The sequence below is a fragment of the uncultured Winogradskyella sp. genome (assembly GCF_947501905.1).
Lineage (GTDB): Bacteria > Bacteroidota > Bacteroidia > Flavobacteriales > Flavobacteriaceae > Winogradskyella.
On the sequence record NZ_CANMXL010000004.1, the window covers coordinates 62,964 to 76,790 of the forward strand.

The following is a 13,827-nucleotide window of genomic DNA, read 5'->3' on the forward strand; positions in this document are numbered from 1 at the left end:
TTACAAGTCTTTTGTGAGTTTTTTGACCACTTTATATTCCGATAAAAACTCTTTTAGAATCACCTTTATGGCTGTGTATGTTGGCACAGCGATTATCATACCAACTATTCCAAATAAAATTCCAGCTATGATAATAACCAAGAAAATTTCTAACGGATGTGATTTTACACTTTTTGAAAAAATAATAGGTTGACTTAAAAAATTATCTATCAATTGTGCAATTACAAAGCCTATCATAACATAGGTGGTTTTAGGCAATATGACTTCGCTAAAGCTTTGCCCTAAATTACTGGACATACTTAGTAAAATCATCAAGAAGCAACTAACTAAAGGACCAACATAAGGGATTAGATTCAGCAATGCACATAAAAAAGCAATAACTACGGCGTTATCAATACCAAAAATGAGAAGTACGATGGTATAGACTACAAATAGAATTAATATCTGAAGAAGTAAGCCTACAAAATACCGTGATAATAAGTCCTTTATTTTATTGAAAGAACGCTTTGTTCGCATTTCATTCCCGTTAGGAACAAATGTCATTATACCGTCTTCAAATAATTTACTGTCTTTTAAAAAGAAAAACATTATAAATAAAACAGAAAACAGTCCTATACTGAAGCTTCCAAGCCCACTTACAATCTTATTCAGATAATCTGGAATAAGCGCAAAATCAATTTTTGAGAATAGACCAGAATCTTTAATGGATTGTTCTACATCAATATTATTAAATTCAAAATAAGTAACCACCTGGTTGTACAAATCCTGCACATTGCCTTGCAATTCATCAATATTTAATAAAGCTAAATTCTGTCCTTGTTCTGCAATTAGAGGAATAAATAAACCAACTAAGCCTGATAATAAACCAATAAATAAAATCATTGTAACGACTACAGCTATAGTGTTATTGAACTTTAGTTTCCGTCTTAAAAAAAGAACTAAAGGTCTTCCTATAAGTGATATAACGGCCGCTACAGCTATATATACAATTACTGATTGTATCTGGTATAAGAAGTATAAAACAAGAGCAACAGCAATTAAAATACCGATTGCTCTTAAAATACCGTTTGCTATAGTTTTTGAATTCATTGGTTGGTTTTATTCAAAGATGCTGAAATAATTTCAGCAAGGCAAATGACTTTGCTTAATCATCGATTTTTTGAATCTGTTTTATTAGTTCATATAATGTAATAGAAGTAGCTTGTACAACATTCATGCTTGTATTTTCACCAAACATATTTATATGCACTATTGCATCAGTAAGTTTTAAAACCTCTTCAGAAATACCAAAATTTTCATTACCAATAATTAATGCAACGGGTTGATTTGTGATTAGTTCATAGTCATTTAATCTTATGCTAGTATCAGTAATTTCTAATGCTATGATAAAATATTTTTTTCTTTTTAAGTCTGAAACAACTGTAAGAATGTCTGTTTCAATTCTATGAGACACATATTTTTCTGTAGACCGCGATGTTTTTTTTATCCGTTTACCAAGCTGAACGTTATCACCACAAAAAATAAGTTCTTCAACTCCTAATGCATCCGAAATTCTTAGTAAACTTCCAATATTTGGTGCATTAGTAACACCATCACAAATTAAAGTGATAGAAAATTTTTGTTTTTTAAATGCTGAATTGTAGTGGTTGAGTTGCAATTTTAGACGTTAGAAATTTAAATTATCATTTGTTTATCAAAATAAGACCAATTATCAAAATGCTAATGCATAAAAAGAAAATTATTAATCCTACAAAAGCATCTTTAACTTTTTGCATTTTTGTTTTATCTAGTGTGTTGAAATCAAAAAGAGGAGTAAGAAGTGAATATAATAATTCGACAATTTCTCTCATTCAAATACTAATTTATAAAAACATACTTCATAATATTAGCGCCCATTTTTAGTGCTTTTTGTCTTACATCTTCAGGGTCATTGTGTACCTCTTGGTCTTCCCAGCCATCGCCCAAATCACTTTCAAAAGTAAAAAGCAATAATAATCTCTCTTCATGAAAAACACCTAAGGCTTGCGGGGCTTTGCCATCATGTTCATGGACTTTTGGTAAACCATTTGGGAAGCTATATGCCGAATTAAAAATAGGATGTGTTTTAGGAATTTCTAATAACTCTTTATTAGGGAACACTTTTTTTAACTCTTTTGTAATGTATGGTTCCATCCCATAATTATCATCAATATGAAGAAAACCACCAGACATTAAATATTTCCTAAGGTTTTCGGCATCGTCTTCACTAAAAAAGACATTGCCATGCCCAGTCATGTGTAAAAATGGATATTGAAAAATATCAATACTACCAACTTCTACATTAACTATTGTCTCATTAATATTTGTTGAAATGTTATCATTGCAGAATTTCACCAAATTTGGCAAAGCGGTTGGATTACTATACCAATCGCCACCGCCACTATATTTTAATACAGCAACATCTTGTGCGTTAACAACACCTACTGTTAAACCTATCATAATAGTTACAGAAAGCGTAAGCATTTTATTTTTAAGCGTACTAAATCTCATATGTTCAAATTTAAAAAAGAATGTTTATGAAATCTACAGTCTTAACATTATTTATAATTCCGTTTTTATTAGGCACCACATTTCAATCAGAAAAGGAAACTATTTTTAAGGAAAATCCAATTGTTTTAGAACTTTTTACTTCTCAAGGATGTTCTAGTTGTCCGCCAGCAGATGAGTTATTAAAGCAAGTGAAATCAGATAATGTTATTGCATTGTCATATCATGTAGATTATTGGAATTATATAGGATGGAAAGACCCTTTTAGTAAAGAGGAATTTACAAATAAGCAACGTAAATATGGCTCTAAGTTTTATAGCAGTACAATATATACACCTCAGTTGGTAGTAAACGGAAGAGAGCATTTTGTGGGCTCTAATAAGCAAAAACTAAAGCAAAAGATTGCCCAATATTCTAAACAAAAGTCTAAGAGTAATATAAGTTTATCAGAGGTAAAGAAAGAGGACGCTATTGTCAGTTTTGATTATAAGATTGATGGTTTGCAATCAAATGGCAACCTTAGAGTCGTGCTAGTAATTGACGAAAGAAAAACGTCTGTAAAACGTGGTGAGAATAGAAATAGAGAACTGGTCAATAGTAATATTGTTGTAGTCGAGCAAAAATTTAAAATTGAAAAAACTTTAGGTAAAGGCTCAATAATTATCCCTGAAATAGTTGAAGACAAAGACAATTTATCGTTGGTACTTATTTTAGAAAATGATGAGTTAGATATTAATGCTGCAACACAAACAAAACTATAATAATTGTTCATTGGCATAAGCCACTGAATGGCAAGCCACAATAGCTGCGGTTTCTGTACGTAAACGTGTTTCCCCCAAGATTACTGGTACAAAACCGACAGCTATTGCAGTTTCAATTTCTTTTGTGCTAAAATCGCCTTCAGGTCCAATTAAGATAGTGATATCAGAATTGGTTTTAATCTCAGATTTTAAAGATTTACGCTCGGTTTCTTCACAATGGGCAATAAAACGCTGTCCAGATGTATCTTGCTTTATAAACTCTTTAAAAGAAATTAAAGGATGTAATTCTGGTAAATAAAATTGAAGAGATTGTTTCATTGCAGATTGTATAATCTTTTCAAATCGTTCTGTTTTTATAACCTTTCTCTCACTATGGTCACATAAAATAGGAGTGATGCTATCGATACCAATCTCTGTTGCTTTTTCTAAAAACCATTCAAAACGGTCATTCATTTTTGTTGGTGCTACAACAACATGAAGCTTGTAATCTCTTTTTTTATGCAGTTTTTTTGAAATGATTTTAGCTGAGCATTGCTTTTGGTCAGCAACAATTAATTCTGAAGTAAACAGCCAGCCTTTTCCATTTGTAATGTGTAATGTGTCTCCAATTTTTTTGCGTAGTACTTTTGCTATATGTCGACTTTCATCTTTGTCAAAAGTAAAGATATCATCACTATCGGATATGTTAGGATTAAAAAAAAGTTGCATTATTTAAGCTCAGTAATTTTTAGAACAATGATTTCTTCAATATCCTGATTCTCTTGAGTTTTCATAATAACATAGTGTTTTTTCTCACGGTGCTCATCAAAACTAAAAACCTGCCCAACACGTTTATCAGCAATAGCTTTTTCAAAACGTTTAGAGAATGTCCCTTTCTTTATCCAGCCTAAGTCACCTCCAGTTTTTGCAGTTGGATGAGCAGAATAGACACGAGCTAGGTTTTCGAATTTATGTTCTTTATTTTGTATGCCTTTTAATATAAATGAACGCAAAGAATTTATTTCGGCAATAGTAGTTTTTTTACTATCAAACAACATGATGCTTGCTTTGTAATGGGAAGCATTTTTTTTATCAATGAGCTTGTATATGGTTTTTCCATTTTCAGATTTAATAACTTTCTTTCCTCCTTTAGATAATTCAAAAAGTTCTGTTGCTAACTTAGTTTTATGCTTTTCTTTATTGAAAGTTATAAGTTTTCCTTTTGTTTCATTTTTATGCGATTTCAAGAAAATTTTTGCTTCTTCTTTTGTAGAAATACTATCAATGGAAGCTTCAAGCTTTGTTTGAGAAAAGCATAAAAAAGGAACAAATATTAATAAGGTAAAGTAGTATTTCATGTTTAGTTTAGGTCTAATTCAAATTTCATTTCTCTTTCTGAAATGTTTTATTGAACCAATTATTAGGTTAAATATAAATAGAATTTGTGCAGCAAAAACACAAATACTTAAAAACAGAATTAAATTGTTTTGACTCTGTATATTACCATGAATGAGTTCTTTTTCAATACTATCTGATAAAAAATAATTGATTATGAGATAAATATAAACTACACTTACAGTTACAGTAGTATGTATTGTTGTAAGCAATGTCTTAAGCTGTATTTTTAAAACTTTAAATACAAAGTATATAATACCTATTAGCCCATAAAAACTAAAAAGAACAATTACAGAATGAAAATGTGCAATTACAAAATAGGTGTCGTGAACATTTATATCTAATGCTGAATCACTTAATTTTATATAATTATAATAACCACAAGTAAGAATGAATATTGATGTTATGAAAAAATAAAAATGTGGTTTTTTTGTTAAAACTTTCATGATATTAAATCTTCAATCTAGCAGTAGCCATCACATTAAAATCCGAGAAATCCTTTTCCAAATACTTTAAATAGCCAACAATAGCAATCATTGCAGCGTTATCAGTTGTGTATTCAAATTTAGGAATATATGTTGTCCACCCATGTTTTTGCTCTGCATTTTTAAGTGCGCCGCGAATACCTGAATTAGCTGAAACGCCACCACCGATAGCAATATGTGTAATACCAGTTTGCTTTACAGCCGACTTTAGTTTATCCATAAGAATCCCAATAATTGTGTATTGTATGGAGGCACAGATATCAGCTAAGTTCTCTTTTACAAACTCAGGATTGTTTTTTGTCTCTCTTTGTGCAAAGTATAGGATTCCTGTTTTAAGCCCCGAAAAACTAAAGTTTAAGCCATCCACTTTGGGTTTGGTAAATTGATATGCTTTTGGGTTTCCAGTTTGCGCTAACTTATCAATTTGTGGCCCAGCCGGATATCCAAGCCCAAGAATCTTTCCGCTTTTGTCATAAGCTTCACCAACAGCATCATCGATAGTTTCGCCAATAACGTTCATATCAAAATAACTGTTGACTTTTACAATTTGCGTATGCCCACCAGAAATAGTCATTGCCAAAAACGGAAAAGGCGGTTTGCTGTAACCATCTTCCTCTATAAAATGTGCTAGAATATGACCTTGCATATGATTAACATCAATCAGAGGAATATCTAAGCCATAAGCTAGTGACTTTGCAAAAGAAGTACCTACTAACAAAGAACCCATTAAACCTGGACCACGAGTAAAGGCAATAGCATGCAGCAGATCTTTAGTAATATTAGCTTGTTTTAGGGCTTGGTCAACTACAGGAACGATGTTAGATTGATGCGCTCTTGAAGCTAATTCTGGTACAACACCACCATATTCTGCATGAATCTTTTGGCTAGCCACAACATTGCTTAAAATTTTGGCGTTACAAAGTACAGCAGCTGATGTGTCATCACAAGAAGATTCTATTCCGAGAATGTATATATTTTCTTTGCTCATTAATTATGATTAGGCACAATAATTGTTAATTTTGAAATACATAGTCCAAAACCTTAAACAAAATCGTATAATCAAGTGCAAATATAAAGGTTTTACACACATCAATTAAGAAGAGAAACTATCAAAAGAGTCTTAAAAATAATAGGGAAAATTGCAGCAATCATAGTGCTGCTTTTTATTATTTTGGTATTAATTCTTTCTATTCCTGCTGTACAGACTAAACTTGGTAAGTATGCTACCAAACGTATAAACGAAGATTACAAAACAAATATCAACATTGGTAAAGTTGGGCTTCAGTTCAATGGCGATGTAGAACTCAAAGAGATTTTAATAAAAGACTATAAGTTAGATACGCTTTTTGCTATTAGCGAATTGAATACATCAATTATCAGTGTTAATAATCTATATAATGGCAAACTAACTTTTGGTGATATAGATATTGAAGATTTGGTATTTAATCTTAAAACATATAAAGACGATACTGATACCAATTTAGATATTTTTGTTGAGCGTTTTGAGGATGACAATCCTCGACAAGGGCCAAGTAGTTTTTTGTTGTCATCTAGTGATATTTCTATTTATGATGGTGTTTTTAGGTTAATTGATGAGAATAAGGAGACTCCAGAAATTATAGAATTTACTGAGCTTAATGCAAATACGACAGACTTTTTAATTAATGGACCTGAAGTAAGAACACGAATTAATAAACTTAGTTTTTTAGATGCTCGTGATGTTAGAGTAGAAAACCTCATGGCTAATTTTGAATATACGCTCGACCATATGAGTTTTGAGCAATTAGACATAAAAACAAACTCGTCAAACTTAATAGGAAATCTTCGTTTTGATTATGACAGAAAAGATTTTAAAGAGTTCACAGATAAAGTAAAAGTGTCTGCTAATTTCAAAGATTCTCATGTTCAATTGAGTGAGCTAAATGCTTTTTATAATGAATTTGGCACCAATCAGAAAGCCAGTCTTAGTGTTGACTTATCAGGTACATTAAACGATTTATATGCCAAGAATCTGAATATTAGCACTACGAGAAATACCAAAATAATTGGGGATATAAAGCTAAAGAACTTGTTTAATAGTGCCGAAGATAACTTTGTATTAGAAGGACGTTACAGAAACCTGTCTTCAAATTATCGAGACTTAACAGCATTGCTTCCTAATGTGCTTGGAAAATCTATTCCTACTGTGTTTACTAAGGTTGGTAACTTTAGATTAACAGGAACATCAGTAATTACAAACGAAGTTATTGATGCTGATTTAGACATTACTACAGAACTAGGCTTTGTGAAGTCTAATTTGAAATTAACTAATATAGATGATATCGATAATGCTAATTATGTGGGGAATATTATTCTCGAAGATTTTGATATTGGTAGTATGCTTAACGACCCACTTGTTGGTGATACATCATTAAATCTTGATGTAGAAGGAAAGAATTTTGCTTTAGAAGATATTGAAACTAACATTAAGGGAAATGTTTCTTACTTAGATTACAATAACTACAGATACTCAGGTATTGACGTATCTGGAGATGTCGGAAAGAACATTTTTAATGGTAAGCTTAATACCAAAGACCCTAATATTATCTTGGACTTTAATGGTCTTGCGGATATGTCCGAAGAGATAAGGAAATTTGACTTTAAAGCGAATGTAACTTATGCCAATCTTAGAGCTTTAAATTTTGTTACTAGAGATAGTGTTTCAGAGTTTCGAGGTTTTGTAGATATGGCTGTCACAGGTTCTACTTATGACAATCTCCGTGGAAAAATAAACGTAAAAAACACTACGTATATAAATCAAGACAAAAATTATAGCTTCAAGGATTTTGATATTGTCTCATCCTTTAATGAAGATATCAGAACTATTGCAGTTAACTCACCAGATATAATTAATGGCCAAGTAAAAGGAAAATTTAATATTGAAGAGATTGTTAAGCTTTCCGAAAATGCACTAGGTAGTATTTACACCAATTATAAGCCGCATGATATTTCAGAAGGGCAGTATTTAGATTTCAATTTTAAGATTTACAATCAAATCGCTGCTGTGTTTGATAAAAACCTCAATATAGGCCCAAATACTAGAGTTAAAGGTCGTGTTGAGACTGATGAAAAAGGTTTTGAACTTGAATTTAACTCACCTAGAATATCATTCAAAGATTATATAGCTACTGACGTTAGTCTAGAAGTCGATAATAGTAATCCTGTTTATAACACATTCTTAGAAGTTAAAAAATTAGATTCTGATATTTATAATGTTTCAGATTTCAGTCTGATTAATGTTACAAAACGTGACACTCTTTTTATAAAATCTGAGTTTAAAGGCGGAGAGAATAATGCTGATGATTATGATATGAATCTTTTTTATACGATTTCAGATGAAAATAAATCTGTAGTAGGTTTTCAAAAATCAGAACTTAAATTCAAAGGCTTCGATTGGTTTGTAAATTCTAACAAAGACAATCTTAATAAAATAACGTTTGACAGTGATTTTAATAATTTTAAGATAGATGATATTAGAGTTAATCAAGGCGATGAAGAGATATTGCTAGCAGGTGTATTAAGAGACTCTACTTATAAAGATTTAAATCTAGACTTTAAAAATGTACAACTTGTTAAAATTACACCAAGAATAGATAGTTTAGCATTAGCAGGTCGTGTAAATGGAAAGCTAGCATTATTGCAAAATGATGGTATTTACCTTCCAAAATCAGATATAGAAATAGAACAATTTAATGTCAATCAGTATAACTTAGGCAATCTAAAAGCTATTATTGAGGGTGATAATTCTTTAACTAAATACGGTATTGATGTTGAGCTACAAAACACAAATGTAAAAACATTAGATGCCACAGGCTTTGTAGATGTTAATAAAAGAAATCCAAATATTAATGTTAATGTGGCTTTCGAAGATTTCTTAATTGATCCGCTTAACCCATTGGGAGAAGGTGTGATTAGTAACATAAGGGGTCTAGTCTCTGGAAATGCAAAAGTTAGCGGAAGCTTAAAAAAACCTAGTATTGATGGAGAACTATTATTAGACAAGGCAGGTCTTGGTATACCTTATCTTAATGTCGATTATAGTTTCGACTTTGATTCACGAGTGACATTAAGACAACAACAATTTGTTTTTAATAATGTAGCACTTACAGATTCTAGATATTTTTCTACTGGTTTTTTAAATGGGTTTATAGAGCATAACAATTTTAGTGATTGGCAATTAGGTCTGGATTTAACCACTGATAGGTTATTGGTTTTAGACACTGAAGAATCTGAAGATGAGCTATATTACGGGACAGGATTTGTTTCTGGTAAAGCAGATATAAAAGGTTATACAGATAACCTTACCATTGCTGTTGAAGGAAGGACAGAAGACGGCACAGTATTTAATATTCCATTGAATGATGCGGAGAGCTTTGGAGATAACTCATATATAAAGTTTCTTAGCCCAGATGAAAAGCTTAAACGAGCAAAAGGAGAGATAAGTACTCAAACCGAAATAAAAGGTTTAAATCTTGAATTTAATTTGGATGTAAAACCTAATGCTGAAATTGAAATAGTTATCGATAAAGACTCTGGTAGTACTATTAAAGGTAGAGGAGAAGGTATTTTAGGTATTTTTATTAATACCAACGGAAAGTTTGAGATGTATGGTGACTTCTCAATTTTTGAAGGCATTTATAATTTTAAGTATCGTGGTCTTGCAGAAAAGAAGTTTACTGTAGAACCAGGTGGAAATATTGTGTGGTCAGGAGAGCCTTTAGGAGCTCAAATTAATTTAAAAGCTTTGTATTCGACAACGACTAACCCATCAGTTTTATTAGATGCGCCAATAAATCGTTCAATCCCAGTTAATCTAGAGATTAACTTAACAGGACCATTAGAGCGACCAATACCAGATTTTACATTCGATTTTCCAAATGTCGGTTCTACGATTAAATCTGAGTTAGACTATCGATTGTCTTCAAAAGAAGATAGAGATAATCAAGCACTATACCTGTTAGCAACTGGAGGCTTTGCAAGTGGTCTGGCAGATTTAAATATATCTGGTACCATTTCAGAACGTCTTAATGGCATAATAGGTAGTATTTTTGGTGAGAGCAATGATAATTTTAAAGTTGGCGTAGATTTAGACTTAGCACAGAATAACCCAAATTTTGAAACTCAAAGTCGGGTTGCCGTAACACTTCAGACTAAGCTTTCAGACAAGGTTATTGTAAATGGTAAAGTAGGGGTGCCTTTTGGTAGCACTACTCAAACAACTATAGCTGGTGATGTACAGATAGATTGGCTATTAAATGATGATGGTACGTTAAGAGCAACAGTTTTTAATAGAGAAAATACTATTCAAAATTTTGGAGACCAAATTGGGTTCACACAAGGTTTGGGTCTAACATATAATGTAGAGTTTGACACTTTTAAAGAACTCTTACAAAAAATCTTTTCAGGGAAGGATAAAAAAGATAAAAACAAAGTAAAAGACGACCCTAAAAAGAGTGAGGAAGATGTAATGCCAGACTTCATGTCAGTGAAGAAAAAGCAAAATTAAGACCCTTAAATTATCATATAACCAGTAAAAGACTAAAATAATTATTAACTATAACGTTTGAGATGCTTTCAGCATCTTTTTTTTATGATTTTAGTCATAACATTGTGTGTTTAGTTTCCTAATTTTACTGTAAATAAAAAATGTAAATGCTCAATACAATAAAAAAAATAGGCGTAATGACGTCTGGAGGGGACTCTCCAGGAATGAATGCAGCCATTCGTTCTGTTGTTAGAACATGCGCTTTTCATGACATAGAATGTTATGGGATTTATAGAGGTTATGAAGGCATGATTGAAGGCGATTTTGTTAAGATGGACGCGCGTAGTGTTAAAGGCATAATTAATAAAGGAGGTACAATCTTAAAGTCTGCTCGCTCTAAAGAATTTAGAACTAAAGAGGGTAGAGCTAAGGCACATGAGCAACTTAAAAAAGCTGAAATTAATGCTTTTGTAGTTGTTGGGGGTGACGGTAGTTTTACTGGAGCAATGGTGTTTAACCAAGAATATGGTTTTCCAGTAATGGGAATCCCAGGAACCATAGATAACGATATTTTTGGAACCACACATACTTTGGGCTATGATACAGCATTAAATACTGCAGTCGAAGCTATCGATAAGATTAGAGATACGGCGAGTTCTCATAACCGATTATTCTTTATTGAAGTTATGGGACGTGATGTAGGTCATATAGCTCTTAATGTTGGTGTTGGTGCTGGTGCCGAAGAAATTTTAATTCCTGAAGAGGATTTAGGTTTAGACAGGTTATTAGAGTCATTACGACGAAGTAAGCAATCTGGTAAATCATCAAGTATCGTTGTAGTTGCAGAAGGTGATAAAATTGGTAAGAATGTTTTTGAACTTGCTGATTATGTTGAAGAAAATATGGTGGAATATGAGGTTAGAGTATCCGTTTTAGGCCATATGCAACGTGGTGGAGGTCCATCATGCTTTGATAGAGTTTTAGCAAGTAGAATGGGAGTAAAGGCGGTTGAGAGTCTGCTCGATGGTAAAAGTAACTATATGGTTGGTCTTAAAAATGATGTTATGGACTTAACACCATTTGATCAAGCTGTAAAAGGAAAATCAAAAATTAACATGGAACTTATTAGAGTTTCAGATATAATGACAATTTAATACAATAAACAAACAAGATAGAAAATGGCAAATTTAAAATTAGGAATTAACGGCTTCGGAAGAATTGGAAGAATCGTATTCAGAGCAACAGTAAAGCGTGCAGATGTTGATGTCGTTGCAATTAACGATTTATTAGACGTTAATCACTTAGCATACTTATTAAAATACGACTCTGTTCATGGACGTTTTGATGGTACTGTCGAAGTAAAAGATGGTCATCTAGTTGTAGACGGAAAAACGATTAGAGTTACTGCTGAACGTGATCCAAAAAATTTAAAATGGGACGAAGCTGGAGCTGAAGTAGTCGCAGAATGTACAGGTATTTTCACAACTATGGATACCGCAAATTACCATATTGAAGGTGGTGCAAAGAAAGTTGTTATTTCTGCACCAAGTAAAGATGCACCTATGTTTGTTATGGGTGTTAATGATGATAAACTAACATCTGACCATAATATCGTGTCAAATGCATCTTGTACCACAAATTGTTTAGCGCCTTTAGCTAAAGTTATTGAAGATAATTTTGGTATTGAAGAAGCATTAATGACAACGATTCATGCGGCAACTTCTACACAGTTTACTGTTGATGCACCATCACGTAAAAATTACAGATTAGGACGTAGTGCCATTAATAATATTATACCAACATCTACAGGAGCAGCAAAGGCAGTAGGTAAAGTTATTCCAGAATTAGATGGTAAACTTACGGGTATGGCATTTAGAGTCCCAACAGCAGATGTATCTGTAGTAGACTTAACTGTTAAGACAAAAAATGCGACATCTATTGACGCTATAAAAGCTGCTATAAAAGTAGCTTCTAGTGGTGCAATGGATGGTGTTATGGGATATACAGAAGATGCAGTAGTGTCTCAAGATTTTGTTAGCGAAGTAAAAACAAGCGTTTTTGATGCTGAAGCTTCAATAGAATTAAACCCAACATTCTTTAAGTTAGTATCTTGGTATGATAATGAATTTGGTTATTCTAATAAATTAGTTGATTTAGCTCAAAAAGTAAATTCACTATAAAACCTTAAGAATACTTCACATAAGATTCCGTAGGATTCGTATTTTCTTAACCTACGGAATTTTGTTTTTAAAATATAAGTTATGATTTTAATTACCGATGGCGGCTCTACTAAATGCGACTGGATTGCAATAGATAGTAATGGTAATCAAGCAGCAGAAAAAATTAGAACTAAAGGTTTGAATCCTGCCATAATTGAAGAAAAAAAGCTTAATAAAACTATTAAAAAGAAAAAGGCTTTGATGAAAATTGCTTCAGAGGTCACACATATTTTCTTTTATGGTGCAGGTTGTGGTACCGAAAAACCAAGACATCTGCTCAAAGGTGTCTTAGAAATTAATTTTCCAAATGCATTAGTAGAAGTTAGAGAAGATACTTATGCAGCTGTAAGAGCTTCTATAAACTCAGTAGATGAAGCGGCAATCGTATGTATTTTGGGTACAGGTTCTAACTGTAGTTATTTTGATGGCAGACAATTACACCAAAAAATTGATAGTTTGGGTTATATGCTTATGGATGATGCTAGCGGTAACTATTATGGTAAACAACTCATTCGTGATTATTACTTCAATAAGATGCCAGATACTATAAGACTAGCATTTGAACATAAACATAATCTAGAGGCAGATTTTATAAAGTATAATTTATATAAACAAGCAAACCCAAGTGCTTATTTAGCAAGTTTTGCGGAGTTTATGTTTTTAAATAAAGATTCTGAATACATTGTAAATATTATAAAAAATGGTATTCGTGTATTTTCAGAAAATATGATTCTTCAATTTAAAGAAGAGATTAAAACTGCTCCAGTACATTTTGCTGGTTCAATAGCCTTTTTTGCTAAGGATGAAATTATTGAAGTTGCAAAAGAGTATGGATATACTGTAGGTAATTTTGTAAGACGGCCTATAGATGGCTTGGTTGATTACCACATAAAAAACTTATAATTGTATTTCTTTTAATATTCTGTTAATAATTCTTG

12 protein-coding genes are annotated in these 13,827 nt (G+C 32.0%); 5 read left to right on the forward strand and 7 right to left on the reverse strand.

The annotated features are described in order from the left end of the window. From Q0770_RS10145 to Q0770_RS10155, 3 genes are all read right to left on the reverse strand, one after another. Entirely contained in the window at positions 1–1,089 is a 1,089-nt protein-coding gene (locus Q0770_RS10145; protein WP_299116575.1) for an AI-2E family transporter, read from the reverse strand. Positions 1,090–1,144: 55 nt separating this feature from the next. Beyond that, a complete protein-coding gene (locus Q0770_RS10150) occupies positions 1,145–1,657 on the reverse strand; it encodes a TrmH family RNA methyltransferase (protein WP_299116576.1) in 513 nt (170 codons plus the stop codon). Between the two features lie 200 nt (positions 1,658–1,857). Continuing rightward, positions 1,858–2,478, reverse strand: coding sequence for a DUF4159 domain-containing protein (locus Q0770_RS10155; RefSeq protein WP_370454717.1), 621 nt, complete (start codon positions 2,476–2,478; stop codon positions 1,858–1,860). Between the two features lie 77 nt (positions 2,479–2,555). Here Q0770_RS10155 and Q0770_RS10160 point away from each other — a divergent pair, with 77 nt between their 5' ends. Then, a complete protein-coding gene (locus Q0770_RS10160; RefSeq protein ID WP_299116577.1) occupies positions 2,556–3,287 on the forward strand; it encodes a thioredoxin family protein in 732 nt (243 codons plus the stop codon). Here Q0770_RS10160 and Q0770_RS10165 read toward each other — a convergent pair. Genes Q0770_RS10165 through tsaD form a run of 4 tightly spaced genes read right to left on the reverse strand, consistent with a single transcriptional unit; the run spans position 3,282 to position 6,134 of the window. Next, the gene (locus tag Q0770_RS10165) at positions 3,282–3,995 is read right to left on the reverse strand and encodes a 16S rRNA (uracil(1498)-N(3))-methyltransferase (RefSeq protein WP_299116578.1); all 714 of its coding nucleotides are present in this window, start codon (positions 3,993–3,995) and stop codon (positions 3,282–3,284) included. The two genes, Q0770_RS10160 and Q0770_RS10165, sit on opposite strands and share 6 nt — an antisense overlap. Continuing rightward, the gene (locus Q0770_RS10170) at positions 3,995–4,624 is read right to left on the reverse strand and encodes a peptidylprolyl isomerase (RefSeq protein WP_299116579.1); all 630 of its coding nucleotides are present in this window, start codon (positions 4,622–4,624) and stop codon (positions 3,995–3,997) included. The genes Q0770_RS10165 and Q0770_RS10170 overlap by 1 nt, the downstream gene beginning before the upstream one ends. A gap of 18 nt (positions 4,625–4,642) precedes the next feature. After that, the gene (locus Q0770_RS10175) at positions 4,643–5,107 is read right to left on the reverse strand and encodes a cbb3-type cytochrome c oxidase subunit I (protein WP_299116580.1); all 465 of its coding nucleotides are present in this window, start codon (positions 5,105–5,107) and stop codon (positions 4,643–4,645) included. Between the two features lie 4 nt (positions 5,108–5,111). Continuing rightward, entirely contained in the window at positions 5,112–6,134 is a 1,023-nt protein-coding gene (tsaD, locus tag Q0770_RS10180; RefSeq protein WP_299116581.1) for a tRNA (adenosine(37)-N6)-threonylcarbamoyltransferase complex transferase subunit TsaD, read from the reverse strand. Positions 6,135–6,317: 183 nt separating this feature from the next. Between tsaD and Q0770_RS10185 the strand changes: the two genes are divergently transcribed. The 4 genes from Q0770_RS10185 (at position 6,318) to Q0770_RS10200 (ending at position 13,792) form a co-directional block, all read left to right on the forward strand. Continuing rightward, positions 6,318–10,691: a translocation/assembly module TamB domain-containing protein gene (locus Q0770_RS10185; RefSeq protein WP_299116582.1), complete on the forward strand. Its 4,374-nt coding sequence runs from the start codon at positions 6,318–6,320 to the stop codon at positions 10,689–10,691. Positions 10,692–10,837: 146 nt separating this feature from the next. Continuing rightward, a complete protein-coding gene (gene pfkA, locus Q0770_RS10190; protein ID WP_299116583.1) occupies positions 10,838–11,824 on the forward strand; it encodes a 6-phosphofructokinase in 987 nt (328 codons plus the stop codon). Positions 11,825–11,848: 24 nt separating this feature from the next. Next, a complete protein-coding gene (gene gap / locus Q0770_RS10195) occupies positions 11,849–12,850 on the forward strand; it encodes a type I glyceraldehyde-3-phosphate dehydrogenase (protein ID WP_299116584.1) in 1,002 nt (333 codons plus the stop codon). An 81-nt stretch (positions 12,851–12,931) separates the two neighbouring features. After that, positions 12,932–13,792 carry an N-acetylglucosamine kinase gene (locus tag Q0770_RS10200; protein ID WP_299116585.1) on the forward strand — a complete coding sequence of 287 codons (861 nt, stop codon included), beginning with the start codon at positions 12,932–12,934 and terminating at the stop codon, positions 13,790–13,792. Positions 13,793–13,827 lie beyond the last annotated feature (35 nt).

Bases quoted from the DNA above. Each gene is read 5' to 3' on its own strand.
- Q0770_RS10145 (WP_299116575.1), bottom strand. From the start codon at position 1,089: ATGAATTCAAAAACTATAGCAAACGGTATTTTAAGAGCAATCGGTATT.
- Q0770_RS10155 (WP_370454717.1), bottom strand. From the start codon at position 2,478: ATGATAGGTTTAACAGTAGGTGTTGTTAACGCACAAGATGTTGCTGTA.
- Q0770_RS10160 (WP_299116577.1), top strand. From the start codon at position 2,556: ATGAAATCTACAGTCTTAACATTATTTATAATTCCGTTTTTATTAGGC.
- Q0770_RS10165 (WP_299116578.1), bottom strand. From the start codon at position 3,995: ATGCAACTTTTTTTTAATCCTAACATATCCGATAGTGATGATATCTTT.
- Q0770_RS10170 (WP_299116579.1), bottom strand. From the start codon at position 4,624: ATGAAATACTACTTTACCTTATTAATATTTGTTCCTTTTTTATGCTTT.
- Q0770_RS10175 (WP_299116580.1), bottom strand. From the start codon at position 5,107: ATGAAAGTTTTAACAAAAAAACCACATTTTTATTTTTTCATAACATCA.
- tsaD (WP_299116581.1), bottom strand. From the start codon at position 6,134: ATGAGCAAAGAAAATATATACATTCTCGGAATAGAATCTTCTTGTGAT.
- pfkA (WP_299116583.1), top strand. From the start codon at position 10,838: ATGCTCAATACAATAAAAAAAATAGGCGTAATGACGTCTGGAGGGGAC.
- gap (WP_299116584.1), top strand. From the start codon at position 11,849: ATGGCAAATTTAAAATTAGGAATTAACGGCTTCGGAAGAATTGGAAGA.
- Q0770_RS10200 (WP_299116585.1), top strand. From the start codon at position 12,932: ATGATTTTAATTACCGATGGCGGCTCTACTAAATGCGACTGGATTGCA.